Origin of the sequence: Sorangium sp. So ce887 (assembly GCF_051521455.1) — a bacterium.
Taxonomy (GTDB): domain Bacteria; phylum Myxococcota_A; class Polyangia; order Polyangiales; family Polyangiaceae; genus Sorangium.
In genome coordinates this window covers 8,402,821-8,417,720 of the sequence record NZ_CP150354.1, presented here as the reverse complement: position 1 = coordinate 8,417,720, position 14,900 = coordinate 8,402,821, and the positions used below count along the sequence as shown (strand labels likewise).

Sequence of the window (14,900 nt, the reverse complement as noted above, 5' to 3'; positions counted from 1 at the left end):
CGGAACCGTGATGATGGCCGATGCAAGCCACGCGAGCGAGTCGATGTCTCAACCGTTGAAGACGTTCGACGATCTGATGTTTCCCTTCCACGAAGCGGTGAAGCCCGAGTCGCTCCACCGGATCGGCGCCGAGGCGGAGAAGTTCGGGGTCGATGCCAGGACGGGCGCCGCCATCCCCTACGAGGGTGAGCGGAGCATCCTCTCCGTGCTCCAGGCGCTCGTCGAGCGGCACGGCTGGACGCCCGAGCACGAGACCCCCGGCGGTCCGCTGATCGCGCTCGCCCGGGCCGGCGCCTCGGTGACCCTCGAGCCAGGCGGGCAGCTCGAGCTGTCCGGGGCGCCCCTCGAGAACATCCACCAGATCTGTATGGAGATGAGCGGGCACCTCGCGGAGCTGCGCGACATTTCCGCCGAGCTCAGCTTCGCGTGGCTCGGCATCGGGTTCCACCCGTTCGCGTCCCAAGCCGAGCTCTCCTGGGTGCCCAAGGGGCGCTACGCGATCATGCGGCGCTACCTGCCGACGCGCGGCGCGCACGGCCTCGACATGATGCGCCGCACCGCCACGGTGCAGGCGAACTTCGACTACGCCAGCGAGGAGGCGGCGATGCGCGCGCTCCGCGTGTCGCTCCGGCTCTCCCCGCTGGTGACGGCCATCTTCGCGAACTCGCCGTTCTACGAGGGCGCGCTGTTCGGCGGGCGGAGCTACCGCGCCAAGGTCTGGCTCGACGTCGACCCGTCGCGGCAGGGGCTGCTCCGCAACGTGCTCGAGCGCGGCCGCCGCTTCTCGGACTACGTCGCGTGGGCGGTCGACGCGCCGATGTTCCTCATCAAGCGCGACGGCGAGGTGATCGAGAACACGGGGCAGACGTTCCGTGAGTTCCTGGAGCACGGCCGCGATGGGCACCGGGCCACCCGCGCCGACTGGGAGATGCACCTCAACACCCTCTTCCCGGAGGTCCGACTGAAGCGGACCCTCGAGGTCCGCGGCGCGGACTCGCTGCCGGGCAACCTGGTCTGCGCGCTCCCGGCGCTGTGGACGGGGATCTTGTACGACGCGCGCGCGCTCGACGAGGCCGACGCCCTGTCCGAGAGCTTCAGGTTCGATGAGCTCGAGGCCGTGCGCCCGATGATCGCCGAGCGCGCGCTCCGCGCTACATTCCGCGGCAAGCCGCTCGCGGCGATGGCCGAGCAGCTCGTCTCGATCGCCTCGGGCGGCCTCGAGCGGCGCGCGCGCCTGAACAAGAGCGGCAAGGACGAGCGCGTCCACCTCGACCGGCTCAGCGCGCTCATCGCCAAGGGGCAGTCTCCGGCCGATGCTCTCGTCGATGGACTCAGCAACGACGACCCGGACCTGCGAAGCAAGATCCTCGATCGTGCGCGGATTTAAGCGCGGTTCGTCGCCGGGGAGGCGCGGGGGGGCAGGCGCCTCCGCGGGGGGACGTCGACCGGCATGACGTTTGTCTATCTCCTGGGCACCGCGCTCCTGGTGCTCCTCAACGCGTTCTTCGTCGCCTCCGAGTTCGCCATCGTCAAGATGCGGCCGACGCGGCTGGAGCAGCTCGTGCGCGAGGGGGATGCGCGCGCGCGGCTCGCGCTGCAGATGTCGCAGCGGCTCGACGAGTACCTCTCGGCCAACCAGCTGGGTATCACGCTCGCGTCGCTCGGGCTCGGCTGGATCGGCGAGCCCGCGATCGCCCACCTGATCGAGCCGATGCTCGCGCCGATCGGCGCGTGGTCGGGGGTCGGCGCGCACGCCCTCGCCGTGGGCATCGCGTTCATCGTGATCATGGCGCTCCACACGGTGATCGGCGAGCTCGCGCCGAAGTCGCTCGCCATCCAGCGGACGGAGAAGGTCACGCTCTGGGCGGCGCGCCCGCTGCACGGGTTCTTCGTCCTGATGTGGCCGGTGATCTGGGTGCTCAACTCGATGGCAAACGGGTTCGTCCGGCTCTTCGGGCTCCGGCCGGTCGGCGAGGCCGAGATCGCGCACACCTCGGAGGAGCTCCGGCTGCTCCTGACCAAGAGCCCCGCGGGGCTCGATCCGGCGCTGCGCAGCATGCTCGTGCGCATCTTCGACCTGCGCCGGCGCACGGCGCGGCACGTGATGTCGCTCCGCTCCGACGCGGCGATCCTGCGCGCGAACATGACGATCGAGGAGGCGGTGCGGACCGTGGCGGACGCCGGGTACTCCCGGTACCCGGTGCTCGACGAGCAGGGCAAGAACGTGCTCGGCTACCTGCACCTCCGCGATCTGTTCGACGTCCTGAGCCACCGACGCCGCGCGACGCGCGTGGCCGAGCTGCTCCGCAAGCCGATCTTCGCGCGCGAGAACACCTCGGTCGAGCGCCTCCGCCTCGAGATGCAGGCGCGCCAGGTGCCTGTGGCGATCATCACCTCGGCCTCGGGCGAGTTCATCGGGCTCGTCACGATGGAGGACCTCATCGAGGAGATCGTCGGCGAGATCCGCGATGAGAACGACGAGGAGGTGCCGCCCATCCACCGCCGCGGCGGCGGCATCGTCGACGTCGACGGCCGCGTGCTGCTCGCGGACCTGGAGCGCGACGCCCATATCGTGCTGCTGCCCGAGGTGAAGACCGTCGAGACGGTCGGCGGCTATATGCTCGGCCGGCTCGAGCACCCACCGGAGGCCGGTGAGCGCGTCGAGTGCGAGGGCTATACGCTGGTGGCCATGGACGTGGCTGGCCGGAGGGTGCGCCGCGTCCGTATCGTCCCGACCGACGCGACCGGGGGCGAGCGGTCGTGACGAGCGCGTCCCCCCGCGCCGCAGATCCCCGCGCCGGCGCCGTCCGTCGGGGGCGCCGCCCCCGAGGAAGGTGCGCGGCTGGACGCGCATCCCGGAATTGGTCGGTCCCGGTGCGAACTGCACGCGGATCCCGGTACAAACTTCGGCGAACCGGTACTACCCTGGCTTCGTAAGTGGAAACGCTTGCAACTCGGATCTTGCGCGATGGCCCGCTGAACGAGCTCGACGCCGTCGGCTGGGCCATCCGTCTCGCGAAGAGGATCGAGGCGCTGCACGCCCTCGGCGTTGCGCACGGGGCCATCTCGCCCGAGTGCGTGCTCACGACCGCGGTCGACCGCACCTCGAAGGCCATCCTGGCTGATCTGCGCCAGACGCCGAGCCGCGCCGCCTACCAGTCGCCCGAGCGCATCGCGGGCGGGACGCTCTCGCCCGGCGACGACGTGTGGGCCATCGCGGCGACGCTCTACGAGGTGCTGACCGGGACGAGCGCCTTCGGCGGCGGGAGCGACGCCGAGACGCGGCAAAGGATCGCGAGCTCCTCGCCGGCGCCGCTCGCGGTCTTCGACGTCGGCGACGACGATCTCCAGCGGGTCCTCGACGACGCGTTCCAGCGCGATCGCTCCGTCCGCACGACAAACGCCGCCGCCTTCCGGCGCGCCCTCGAGGAATGGCACCCCGACCCCGCGGTGCGCACGCTGCTCCCGCTCGACGACGAGGACGCGACGAACGACGAGGACGACGACGAAGTGCGGACGCTGATGCGCGTCGCGCCGCTGAGCTCGAGCCAGCTCGACGCGATCATCGCGCAGCGCACGGCGGCAGCGGCCGCAGGGCAGCCGCCGCCGCAACTTCCGCCTGAGCGCCCGCAGCCTCCAGCGGCGTACCACGGCGCGTCGTCGCCGAGGCTGGGTGCCGCCCCCGTCCCCAGGGCGCCCGTGGCAGCGCCTGCAGCTGCAGCGCCAGCCGCTCCAGCAACGCGAGGCCGCGCTCCGGCCGCGCGAGGGCGGCTCCCGGGCGTCGGGGCGGTCCCGCTGACCCAGTCGTTCGGCGACGAGCGCGAAGGCGAGAAGCCGATGACGCTCACGCGGGAGGGGTCGCCCCTGGACCTCCGCGGAGCGGCGGGGCCGGCGGCCGCAGCGCCGCCGCCCTTCGGAGGAACGCCCTCCGTCGCGCACCGCGTGAGCAGCGCCGGGCGGCCCGGAACGAGCGCGGGGTTGCCCGCCGGAGGTCCTCGCGAGCCGTCGGCGCTCGGGGCGCCGGCCCCGGCGTTCGTTGGGCGCGAGCGTCCGGGCGCTGAGCACGGCGCGCTGGCGAGGCCGCATCCGCAGCGCAACGACGACATGCCCTTCCTGGGCGATCTCGACGACGACATCCACGACGAGCCCACGCTGGATGCGCCCACGGTCGTCGACGACGAGGACGACGAGGACGACGTCCCCACGCGGACGCGGGAGGCATCCCAGACCACGTCCGACGCGCCGCTTCAGGTCATGGCGGCAGCGTCGGTCAGCACGCCACGGGCGCTCGCCGACGCGGCGGCGAAAGGCCGCCCCGCTGGAGCGCCGGTCGATCGCGCGCCGGGGGTGCCCCTGGCCCCTGCGTCCGGGAGCCCCGACGCCGGGAGCGGCGGGCTCCCCGGGCCGCGCGCCGCTGCCGTCGGTGCGGTCAGCCCGCGACAGCCGGCATCGCCGCCCCCGCAGAACGCCCTCGCCGCGCAGCCGAGCGCGGCTCCGGCGCAGCAGGGCTCAGCCGCGCCGGCGTCGCCGCCCTTCGGCAGGCTCGACGGCATGACCACCGACCCGCCCCCCGATCGCTCGGGGCGGCTTGGGATGATCATCGCGGTGCTCGTGGCGCTCCTCCTGGCGGCGGGGGCGATGCTGTTCGCCGCGCAGCTCGGCCTGCTGGGGGCCGCGCCCGGCGCGCCCGGGGAGGGGACGGTCCAGCCGATCCCCGCGCCGGCCGTCGCCTCGGTCGAGGCTCGCCTGCGGCTGGACCGCCGCCTTGTGGAAGCTCTGGATCTGGGCGTCGAAGCCGCCCAGGTCCACGCGCTGGAGCGCCTCGGGCCGGAGGCCTGAGCGGCGCGCGACCGCCTCGGTCCGCTCGGGGAACGGCGAGATCCACACAAGCCTGCCGCCGGGTGCGAGCGCGTGCGCGGCGCCCTCGACGAAGCGGTCGAGCATGGCGTCGAGCTCTCCCGTGCGCTCGACGCGCCTGCCGAGGGGCGGGTTGGTCAGGATCAGCGTGGGGGCGTCGCCCGGGGGCGGCCCACCGTACGCGTCGCGCTGGAGGAGCTCCGCGTCGCGCGCGCCCGCGGCGTCGAGGTTCTCCCGCGCGATCTCCAGGGCCCGAGGATCGCGATCCGAGCCCACGAGCCGCCGGTACGGCCCGAGCAGGGCGCGCTCGCAGAGCTCCAGGCCCGAGCCGACGAACGGATCCCAGACGACGTCGTCGGCGCGCACCCCCGCGATGCGCGCGAGCGCCGCCGCGATCGTCGGGTGCGACGCCGCGGGCACGTCGCCCCGGCGGTACGTAAACCTCGGGTCGGGCAGGCGCGGCGCGAGCTCGACCCGGACGCGGCCCGCGCCCTCGTAGACGACCACGTCCCACGTGCTCTGCGTCGGATCGTTCACGAGCTCCGGGGCCCCTGCCTCGACCGCCGCCGCGGCGCGGAACACCGCTGCCCGGCGCTTGCCGCCGCCGGCCCAGTCGATGCGGTAGCGGATCGCGCCGAGCGTGAAGCGGCGCAGGATCTCGAGCGACTCCCGCGAGAGCAGGCGCTCGGCGACCGCCGCGGCGAGATCGGCGCCCGGATCGAGCTTCCGCAGCGGCAGCGGCAGCGCGATCGACAGCATCGTGCGGGCCCCGAACAGGACGTCGAGGCGGCCGCTCAGCATCACCTCGACGCGCGTGCCGCCGCACGGATCGCTCCGGAGCTCGGGGACGAGCGCCCCGCCGGGAGAGTCCTTGTCGAGCGCCGCGAGCTCCTCGGCGAGGATCGCCTCGAGCCCGCGCCGGCAGCGCACCGCCACGCGGACAGGGAGCTCCGGCGCGCGATCGCCGGCGATCTCCGACGGCTCGCCGCGCGACAGGGTCCTCCTGGCCAGGAGCTCGGCGCGCGCGCGCACGCCGGTGACGTCGTCGTCGCCGCCGAGCTCGGCCAGCACGTCGAGCGCGACGCCGCCGCCGACCTTGCCGAGCGCGTCGATCAGCGCGCGGCGGACGTCGGGCGAGCGCTCGCTGCGCGCCGCCTCGGCGAGCGCCTGCTCGACGAGCGGGCGACCGAGATCCGCCGCTTTCGGCTTGCCGAGCGCCACCGCCGCCATCCGGCGCGTGCGGCGATCGTCGTCGCGGAGGCAGGCGAGCAGGTAGTCGCGCGCCCGCTCCGAGACCTGGGGATCGAGCGGCGCGGCGGCCATCAGCTTGCCGATGAGCCGGGTGAGCGGCGCGCGCAGCGACGGCGCCGCGCCTGCGGCGCGCTCGAGCGCGGCCGGCAGCGCGGCCGCGCCGGCGCGCCGCAGCGCCCGCTCGGCCAGCTCGGCGGGCTCGCCGGCCGTCTCGAGCAGCTCGAGGAGGGCGGTGAAGTGGCGGCGCCCCGGCGTGAAGCCCGGGTCCGAGAGGGCGCGCTGGAGGTCGGGGTCGGGCGTGGCGGGGGAGCTCATCGAGTCTGGGATCTCCACGTTTTCATTGGGGATCCCGGCGGATGCAGCCGGCCGGGATCCAGGGGGTGCCTGCGTCGCTCGCCGCGCGCGCTCGACTTTCGCGACAAGCGCGCCGTTCCGGCAAGCTCTTTCAGCGTGGGACCTCTCGGCGCTCTCGTTTTCGGTCCCCGGGTCGCTAGAGTTCCACCATGCCGGATCTGAGCCAGGTCATCCCGCGGACGGCGTTGCCGAACGACGTGCTGCGCGCGGCGCTCGGCGCGCTCGAGGCGGGGCGGCGGGTGGTGCTCGCCTCGGTGGTGGCGCGGCACGGCTCGGCGCCGTCGACGCCGGGGCAGAAGCTCTGCCTGCTCGAGGATCTCACCGCGATCGGCACGATCGGCGGCGGCGCCGTCGAGCGGGCGGCGCTCGGGATCATGGGGCGCGCGCTCGACGAGCTCGCCAGCACCCCGAAGCTCGAGACCTTCCGGCTGGGCCCGAGCCTCGGGATGTGCTGCGGCGGCTCGGTCGAGGTCCTCATCGAGCCGATGCTGCCCGCGGTGCACGTCCTCGTGATCGGCGCCGGGCACGTGGGCGCGTTCGCGGCGCCGCTCCTCGCGTCGCTGGGCTTCCGGGTCACCCTCTGCGACGCGCGCGCCGCCGCCGCCGATCCCGCCCGCGTGCCGCCGTCGGGGCCGCTCACCGGCGTGCCGCCTTTGCACGACGGCGCGCAGCAGGGGCCCCTGCCCGCGCTCGCGGAGCAGGTGCGGCTCGTGCTCGCAGATCACGACGACCCCGAGGTGGCGGCGGGCCTGCCGAGGGATCTCGGCGAGGCGGCGGCGCTCGTGATGACGCACGACCACGGGCTCGACCAGGCGGCGATCGAGTGGGCGCTCGCGCGCGGGTTCGGCTACGTCGGCGGGGTCGGGAGCCGGGCGAAGGCGGCGCGCACGCGCGCGCGGCTCGAGTCGAAGGGGGTGTCGGAGAGCGACGTCGCGCGGGTCCGGATGCCGGTCGGCGTCGACATCGGGGCGCGCACTCCGGCCGAGATCAGCGTCGCCCTCGCCGCGGAGCTGGTCGCCTGGCGCTCGGGGCGACAGCGCGCTCGGGGGTCGACCGCCGCGGCCGCGCAGGCGGGGGAGGAGCAGGCTCGATGAAGACCGTGATCACGATCGTGCTCGCCGCGGGCGCGGGCAAGCGGCTCGGGGGGCCGAAGGCGCTCCTCGCCTGGCCCGCGGGGGCGAAGGGAGGGGTCGAGCGGCCGCTGGCCATCGCGCACGCGGAGGCGCGGCTCGCGGCCGAGAGCGCGCGGGTGCTCGTGGTGGTGCGCACCTCCGTCTTTCACGCGCTCCTGGCCCACGTGCGGCCGGGCATCGACCTGGTCTCGTGGACCGCCCCGGACGACCTCGGCCCAGCGGGCTCGCTGGCCGTCGCCGCGCCGCGCATCGGCGACGCCGACGCCGTCGTCGTGACGCCGGTCGACGTGCCCCCCGCGAGCGCCGCGACGGTGGCGCGGCTGATCGCCCGGCTCGACGCGGGCGCGCCGTCCGAGGCGCCGCCGCTCGCGGTGCGGCCGCGGCACCTCGGCCGCGGCGGCCACCCGGTGGTGCTGCGCGCCGAGGCGCTGCAGCGCTACCTCGAGCCGGATCCGCCGCCGCTCCGCGAGCACCTGAGGGCGCTCGGCGACAGGTGCGTGGGCGAGGAGGTGGACGATCCGAGGGTGCTGCACGACCTGAACATCCCGGTGGACGTGATCCGCGTGCTCGGGGGGCCGCCGCGCTTCCTCACCTGAGGGCGATCGGCGCTCGTCGACGACGTCGCGCAGCGCGCCCGGGTCGACGTCACCCGGGCGACCGGGCTATCGTCGGTGAGGAGGAGCAGAAGAATGGCGACGAGCCCTCCAGCCTCAGCAAGCGCCGTGGGGAGCAGCGTGCCCCGCGCCGACGGCCCCCCCAAGGTCACGGGGGCATCGCGCTACGTCGACGATCTCCCGGCGATGCCGGGCGAGATCTTCGGGCGCACCGTGCGGAGCCCGGTGCCGCGCGGGATCCTCCGAGGGGTGCGGTTCGACCCCGCGTTCGACTGGAGCGACGTCACGGTGGTGCTCGCCGAGGACGTCCCGGTCAACGTGGTCGCGCTGATCCTGGACGATCAGCCGATCCTCGGGACCGGGAAGGTGAACCACGCCTACGAGCCGATCGTCCTGCTCGGCTGCGCGGACCGGCTGAAGCTTTCGCGGGCGGTCCAGGCCGTCACGCTCGACATCGATCCGCTGCCGCCGGTGCTCGACATGCGCGCCGCGCTCGAGGGCGACGAGATCCTCTGGGGCACCGACAACGTCATCAAGCGGTACCTCATCACGAAGGGGTGCGCGGACGCCGAGCGTGAGCGCAGCGAGGCCGCCATCGACGCGGCGCTCGCGCGCTGCGAGGTGGTCGTCACCGGGACGTACGCCTCGCATCACCAGGAGCAGCTCTACATCGAGCCGCAGGGGGTCATCGCCTGGTGGGACGAGGCAGGCGCGCACGCGACCGGCTCGATCCAGTGCCCGTTCTACGTGCAGAAGGCGTTCCTGAAGGCGTTTGGGCTGCCGCCCGACCGGATTCACATCACGCAGTCGGTGACCGGGGGCGGCTTCGGGGGCAAGGAGGAGTACCCGTCGATCATCGCGCTCCACGCGGCGCTCCTGGCGAGGAAGAGCGGCCGCCCGGTGCGGATGATCTACGACCGGACGGAGGACATCGAGGCGACGACGAAGCGCCACCCGGCGTCCTGCGAGATCACGAGCGGCTGCGATCGGGACGGGACGCTCCGCGCGCTGAAGATCCGGGTCCTCATGGATGGCGGCGCGTACGCGACGCTGTCGCAGGTCGTCCTGTCGCGCGGCGCCCTCCACGCGTCGGGCGCCTACCGCTGGGACGACGTCTGGATCGAGGCGACCGCCGTCGCGACGAACACGCCGCCGAACGGCGCCTTCCGCGGCTTCGGCGCGCCGCAGACGATCTGGGCGATCGAGCGGCACCTCGACCGCGTCGCGGGGGAGCTCGGCTGCGATCCGCTCGACCTGAAGGCGAAGAACGTGCTGCGCCCCGGCGACTCGACCGCGACGGGGCAGGTGCTCCGCGAGAGCGTCGCGGGCGAGGAGTGCATCGCGAAGGCGATCGCGGCGAGCGGCTACCGGCAGAAGCGCGCGGCCGGTCCGGTCGTGCGCGGGCGCGTGGCGCGCGGGATCGGGCTGTCCGTGTTCATGCACGGCGCGGGCTTCACCGGGTCGGGCGAGCGCTACTACAAGGGCAAGATCGCGGTGGACCTCGCGCCCGGCGGGCGCCTCCGCATCCGCACGGCGTCGACCGACATCGGCCAGGGGACGGAGACGGTGTTCCGGCAGATCGCCGCGGACGCGGCGGGGCTGCCGCTCGATCGGGTCGAGTTCGAGGTGCCGTGCACGACGACGGTGCCCGACTCGGGCCCCACGGTGGCGTCGCGCACCGTCATGGTGGTCGGGTCGATCCTCGAGGCCGCGGCGCGCGAGCTGGCGAGCCGCGTGCGCGAGGAGCAGGAGGCGGCGCGGCAGCCGCGCGCCGCGCAGGAGGGGCAGGCGAGCAGCGCGGCGCCTCCGGCGCTGAGCTTCGAGGAGGCCGCCGACCGCCTGCTCGCCCGCGAGGGGAAGGTGACGTCGCTGAAGCAGTACGAGCCGCCGAGCTACGTGCGCTGGGACGACGAGGCCTACAAGGGAGACGCGTACCCGTGCTTCGGCTGGGCGTGCGACGTGGCCGAGGTCGAGGTGGACCTCGACACCTTCGAGGTGACCGTCGTCGACTTCTGGTCGGCCGCGGACGTGGGCAAGGCGATCCACCCGGTGATGTGCAAGGGGCAGATCGAGGGCGGCAGCCTCCAGGCGATCGGCTGGGCGCTCTCCGAGGAGATCGTCTGGCAGGGCGGCAAGATCAGGAACCCGAGGATGACCAACTACATCATCCCGACGTCGCTCGACGCGCCGCCGTTCCATGTCGTCCTGGTCGAGGCGCCGTTCCCGTTCGGTCCGGGCGGCGGGGCCAAGGGCATCGGCGAGATGCCGATGGATGGCGGCGCGCCCGCGGTGGCCGCGGCGGTCGAGCACGCGACGGGGATCGCCGCGTGCGCGCTGCCGCTCACGCCGGAGCGCCTGTTCGAGGCGGCGCGCGGCGCCGCGGCGCCGCGGACGGCGGCGGGGAGAGGGGAGCGCGCATGAAGGTATCGCTCGTCGTCAACGGCTCGCCGCGCGAGGTCGATCTGCCGCCGCTCTCGCGGCTGCTCGATGCGCTCCGGGGGCCGCTCGGGCTCACGGGCACGAAGGAGGGGTGCGCGGAGGGCGAGTGCGGCGCGTGCACGGTGCTGATCGACGGCGACCCCGTGAACGCGTGCCTCGTCGCGATCGGGCAGTGCGAGGGGCGGCACGTGACGACGGTCGAGGGCCTCGCCGCCGCCGGGCACCTGTCGCCGTTGCAGCGCTGCTTCGTCGAGGAGGGCGGCGCGCAGTGCGGGATCTGCACGCCCGGCATGCTCGTCTCCGCCGAGGCGCTGCTCGTGCGGAACCCGGATCCCTCGGAGCTCGACGTGCGCGAGGCGCTCGCGGGCAACCTGTGCCGCTGCACCGGCTACCAGCGGATCGTCGAGAGCGTCCGCGCCGCGGCGGCGTTGCGCCGGGGAGGGGGGAGGGCCCCGTGAGCATCGCGGATCTCCCCCTGTTCGAGATGCGGCGCGTCTCCGGGCTCGGCCCCCTGTGCGAGCTCGTGGCGGAGCAGGCCGCGCGCGGCGCGCCGGTCGCGCTCCTGGCCGGCGGCACCGACTGGGTCGTCGAGCAGGAGCTCAGGCCTCCGCTCGGTGTGCCCGCCCCGGCCCCGGCGGCGGCGCCGCCGGCGAGCGCCGATCCGGCGGCGCCGCCGATCGTCGTCGACGTGTCCCGGCTCCCGGACCTGCGCGGCATCTCGATCTCGGGCGACACGCTCCGGGTGGGCGCCGCGACGACCTACCTGGAGATGCGCCGGAGCGACGCGATCGCCCGGCGGGCGCCGCTCCTCGCGCGGATGAGCCGCGACGTGGGCGCGGTGCAGATCCAGGCGCGCGGCACGCTCGGCGGCAACCTGGCCACCGCGTCGCCGGCGGCCGACGGCGTCGCCGCGCTCGCCGCCTACGACGCGATCGTCGTGGTGCAGAGCGTCCGGGGGGAGCGGCGCATCCCGATGAGCGCCCTGCAGACGGGCTACAAGCGCACATCGCGCGCGCCGGACGAGGTGATCGTCGCCGTGGAGATCGCGCTGCCGGAGCCCGGAACGCCCTGGTACTGGCGGAAGGTCGGCGCGCGCCGGGCTCAGGCGATCTCGAAGGTCGCGCTCGCGGGGGTGGCCGAGGTGCGATCCGGGCGGCTCGTTCGGCTCGGGCTGGGGATGGCGTCGGTCGCGCCCACGACGGCGCTCCTGCCGAGCGTGCGCGCGCTCTGCCTGTCGCACCCGCTCGACGAGCTCACCGCGGCGGAGCTCGACGCCGCGGTGGCGCAGGACATCTCGCCCATCGATGACGTGCGCTCGACGCGCGCCTACCGGGAGCACTGCGCTCGCGGGGTGGTGCGAGAGCTCCTCCGGCAGCTCGGCGCGCCGGTCTGATCACTCCATCCAGTCGAGCTGCGCGGCCTCGAGTCGGCGGCTGCGCCCGCCGGAGCACGCCGACCGCTCGCGCGACGGCAGCGCGGGCGGGGGATCCATGTCCACGTCATCGCAGCGAGCGCATCGCCGCGGGGTGTTGGTGCCGGCCTGGAAAATGGTGACGCAGCCGCAGGCCTGGCAGATCATGCCGATATCGTATTTCATGAGCACTCCTCGACGATGAACGCTCCGGGACGGCCCGAGCGGCGGGAGGATGCGCTGGAGGGGCGACGCGCGCGCGACGGCGCGGCAAACATCGCGCGGAAGCCTCGGATCGTGGCTCGAAGAACGGGCCGCGCCGACATCCCGGGACATGCCGTACCCGACGCGGCAGAGCGCTGCCTAATTGATGTTGACTTTCATTTTGAGTGGGTCCGTGATACCCGCGCGTTCGAGACGCTGCGTGCCCGCCGAGCGCGCGGCACGGTAATTTTCTATTTGTAATATTTGTTACATTTGATGCTGCTCCGTACCTCCCTGCGTCGGCTTGGCCTCGCCGCGCCCGTGCTTCTGCTCACCCTGGCCCGCGCGTATGCGCAGTCTCCTGAACCGAGCCCAGGGGCCACGGGGAACCCATCCGCCTCGGGTTCCCCTCCGGATGCCGGAGCGCCGCCGGAGGGTCGGGACGCTGCTGCGCCGGAGCAGGCGGCCTCTCGCGACGAAGCGCCGGCGGAGGCCCAGGGCGCTGCTGCGCCGGAGCAGGCGGCCTCTCGCGACGAAGCGCCGGTGGAGGTCACGGTCGCGGGAACGCGCGTGACGAGGACCGCGGGCTCGGCCCATGTGATCAAGAGCCGCCAGCTAGAGCGCTTCGAGCACGACGACCCGCACGCGGTGCTGATCAGCGTCCCAGGCGTGTACGTGAGGGGCGAAGACGGGCTGGGCCTGCGGCCGAACATCGGTGTGCGCGGCGTCAACCCCGATCGCAGCAAGAAGGTGACGCTCATGGAGGACGGCGTCCCCATCTCGCCTGCGCCGTACTCCGCGCCAGCAGCCTATTACTTTCCCCTGATCACGCGCATGTCGAACGTGCGGGTGATCAAGGGGCCCGGCGCCATCGCTTATGGCCCGCAGACCGTGGGCGGCACGGTGGATCTCATCACCCGCTCCGCCCCGTCGCTCGCCTCGGGCGCGCTCGACCTCGCCCTCGGCGAGTACGGCTACGGCAAGGCGCACGGCTATCTCGGGTCGAGCGACGGTCAGATGGACTTCCTCGTCGAGGGCGTGCACCTCCGGAGCGACGGGTTCAAGGAGCTCCCGGGCGGCGAGGACACCGGGTTCTACCGCAACGAGGTGATGCTCAAGGGCAGCTACGTCGTCGACCCGACCGCGCGCATCAAGAACGAGCTCCGCCTCAAGCTCACGTACTCGGAAGAGCTCTCGAACGAGACGTACCTCGGCATCACGGACGAGGACTTCGAGAAGAGCCCGCTCCGCCGCTACGGCGCGAGCGCGCTCGACCGGATGCGCAACCACCGCACCGCGGTCGCCCTGACGCACGTGCTCGAGCCGTCCCCGGACGTGTCGGTGACGACGACCGTCTACCGGAACGACTTCTCGCGCGCGTGGCGCAAGGTGAACGGGTTCCGCGGGGCCAACCTGTTCGACGTGCTCGCCGCCCCCGACAAGCCGCAGAACGCGGTGTACTACGCCGTGCTCACCGGGCAGCTCGACAGCTCGACGCCGGGAGAGGCGCTGCTCATCGGCCCCAACGAGCGCGACTTCGCCGCCCATGGCGTGGAGACCCGCGTCCGCTGGAACACGACCACGGGGCCGGTCTCGCACCGCGTCGAGTACGGCCTGCGCCTGCACTACGATCGGGTCGAGCGCCGCCACAGCGAGAACGGGTTTCACGTGCTCGGGGGCACGCTCGTGCCGGACGGCGGCCCGACCGTCGTGACCCAGTTCAACGAGGCGTGGACCGAGGCGGCCGCGCTCCATGCGAGCGACGCGGTCACGTGGAGATCGCTCACGGTGACTCCCGGCGTCCGGATCGAGATGATGCGCTCCGCGCTCGTGGATCGCGCGGCCGGGAGCGAGCAGACGCGGCTCGCGCGGGCGCTCCTGCCCGGCGCCGGCGCCTACTACGCGCTCACCGAGGCGCTCGGGCTCCTGGCCGGCGTCTACCGCGGCTTCAGCCCGCCGGCGCCGGGGAGCGACGAGCACGTCCAGCCCGAGCTCAGCGTGAACTACGAGGGCGGCGCGCGCTTCGCCGACGGACCGCTGCGCGCGGAGCTCATCGGTTACTACAACGATTACTCGAACATCACGGACGTCTGCACGCTCTCGAGCGGCTGCCTCGACGCGGATCTCGACCGCCAGTACGACGCGGGCGAGGCCAGGATCTACGGCGTCGAAGCCTACGCCGAGCACGAGATCCCGCTCGGCCAGCTGAAGCTGCCGATCACCGTGGCCTACACGCTCACGCAGACCGAGTTTCTCACGAGCTTCACCTCGGACGACCCCATCTTCGGCCGGGTGGCGAAGGGGGACGAGATGCCCTACGTGCCGCGGCACCAGGCGAGCCTGTCGGTCGGGGTCGAGCACGAGCGCGCCGGCGTCGTCGTGGGCGCAAGCTACGTGTCGGCGATGCGCGAGAAGGCCGGCGGCGAGCCCATGGCCCAGGCGCTCGCCACCGACGAGCAGCTCCTGATCGACGCGAGCGCCAGGGTGCGTGTCGTCGGGCCGCTCGTGCTCTACGCGAACGCGCGGAACCTCCTCGGCTCCGAGTACATCGTGTCGCGCCGGCCCTTCGGCGCCCGGCCGAACGCGCCGCGGTGGATCCAGGTCGGGGCCAAGGCGTCGTTCTGACGCGGAGCCTGG

At 73.6% G+C, this 14,900-nt stretch carries 10 protein-coding genes; 8 read left to right on the top strand and 2 right to left on the bottom strand.

Annotation, left to right across the window (positions count from 1 at the left end; translation table 11 throughout):
• The first annotated feature begins 10 nt into the window (after positions 1–10).
• Together WMF36_RS31265 and WMF36_RS31260 are read left to right on the top strand one after the other, a co-directional pair.
• On the top strand, positions 11–1,387 hold the full coding sequence (locus WMF36_RS31265; protein ID WP_437574421.1) for a glutamate--cysteine ligase: 1,377 nt from the start codon (positions 11–13) through the stop codon (positions 1,385–1,387).
• Positions 1,388–1,450: 63 nt separating this feature from the next.
• Positions 1,451–2,764 (top strand): hemolysin family protein, encoded by a 1,314-nt coding sequence (locus tag WMF36_RS31260; RefSeq protein WP_437478754.1) that lies wholly within the window; start codon positions 1,451–1,453, stop codon positions 2,762–2,764.
• Between the two features lie 1,745 nt (positions 2,765–4,509).
• Here WMF36_RS31260 and WMF36_RS31255 read toward each other — a convergent pair.
• Entirely contained in the window at positions 4,510–6,423 is a 1,914-nt protein-coding gene (locus WMF36_RS31255; protein ID WP_437574420.1) for a HEAT repeat domain-containing protein, read from the bottom strand.
• 188 nt (positions 6,424–6,611) lie between these two features.
• On the opposite strand from WMF36_RS31255, the gene WMF36_RS31250 reads away from it, so the two are divergent.
• From WMF36_RS31250 to WMF36_RS31230, 5 genes are all read left to right on the top strand, one after another.
• Positions 6,612–7,556 (top strand): XdhC family protein, encoded by a 945-nt coding sequence (locus WMF36_RS31250; protein WP_437574419.1) that lies wholly within the window; start codon positions 6,612–6,614, stop codon positions 7,554–7,556.
• Positions 7,553–8,191 (top strand): nucleotidyltransferase family protein, encoded by a 639-nt coding sequence (locus WMF36_RS31245; RefSeq protein ID WP_437574418.1) that lies wholly within the window; start codon positions 7,553–7,555, stop codon positions 8,189–8,191. The genes WMF36_RS31250 and WMF36_RS31245 overlap by 4 nt, the downstream gene beginning before the upstream one ends.
• Before the next feature lie 93 nt (positions 8,192–8,284).
• Positions 8,285–10,630 carry a xanthine dehydrogenase family protein molybdopterin-binding subunit gene (locus WMF36_RS31240; RefSeq protein ID WP_437574417.1) on the top strand — a complete coding sequence of 782 codons (2,346 nt, stop codon included), beginning with the start codon at positions 8,285–8,287 and terminating at the stop codon, positions 10,628–10,630.
• A complete protein-coding gene (locus tag WMF36_RS31235; RefSeq protein WP_437478744.1) occupies positions 10,627–11,106 on the top strand; it encodes a (2Fe-2S)-binding protein in 480 nt (159 codons plus the stop codon). Before WMF36_RS31240 ends, WMF36_RS31235 begins: the two co-directional genes overlap by 4 nt.
• Complete coding sequence (locus WMF36_RS31230; RefSeq protein WP_437574416.1) at positions 11,103–12,041, top strand: FAD binding domain-containing protein; 939 nt, start codon at positions 11,103–11,105, stop codon at positions 12,039–12,041. Before WMF36_RS31235 ends, WMF36_RS31230 begins: the two co-directional genes overlap by 4 nt.
• Here the strand turns inward: WMF36_RS31230 and WMF36_RS31225 are convergent, their stop codons facing one another.
• Positions 12,042–12,245, bottom strand: coding sequence for a hypothetical protein (locus tag WMF36_RS31225; RefSeq protein ID WP_437574415.1), 204 nt, complete (start codon positions 12,243–12,245; stop codon positions 12,042–12,044).
• Between the two features lie 588 nt (positions 12,246–12,833).
• Here WMF36_RS31225 and WMF36_RS31220 point away from each other — a divergent pair.
• On the top strand, positions 12,834–14,888 hold the full coding sequence (locus tag WMF36_RS31220) for a TonB-dependent receptor family protein (protein WP_437574414.1): 2,055 nt from the start codon (positions 12,834–12,836) through the stop codon (positions 14,886–14,888).
• Positions 14,889–14,900 lie beyond the last annotated feature (12 nt).

What these genes read in the sequence shown, in the direction of transcription:
- WMF36_RS31265 (WP_437574421.1), top strand. Translation starts at nt 11, where the DNA reads ATGATGGCCGATGCAAGCCACGCGAGCGAGTCGATGTCTCAACCGTTG.
- WMF36_RS31260 (WP_437478754.1), top strand. Translation starts at nt 1,451, where the DNA reads ATGACGTTTGTCTATCTCCTGGGCACCGCGCTCCTGGTGCTCCTCAAC.
- WMF36_RS31250 (WP_437574419.1), top strand. Translation starts at nt 6,612, where the DNA reads ATGCCGGATCTGAGCCAGGTCATCCCGCGGACGGCGTTGCCGAACGAC.
- WMF36_RS31225 (WP_437574415.1), bottom strand. Translation starts at nt 12,245, where the DNA reads ATGAAATACGATATCGGCATGATCTGCCAGGCCTGCGGCTGCGTCACC.
- WMF36_RS31255 (WP_437574420.1), bottom strand. Translation starts at nt 6,423, where the DNA reads ATGAGCTCCCCCGCCACGCCCGACCCCGACCTCCAGCGCGCCCTCTCG.
- WMF36_RS31245 (WP_437574418.1), top strand. Translation starts at nt 7,553, where the DNA reads ATGAAGACCGTGATCACGATCGTGCTCGCCGCGGGCGCGGGCAAGCGG.
- WMF36_RS31240 (WP_437574417.1), top strand. Translation starts at nt 8,285, where the DNA reads ATGGCGACGAGCCCTCCAGCCTCAGCAAGCGCCGTGGGGAGCAGCGTG.
- WMF36_RS31235 (WP_437478744.1), top strand. Translation starts at nt 10,627, where the DNA reads ATGAAGGTATCGCTCGTCGTCAACGGCTCGCCGCGCGAGGTCGATCTG.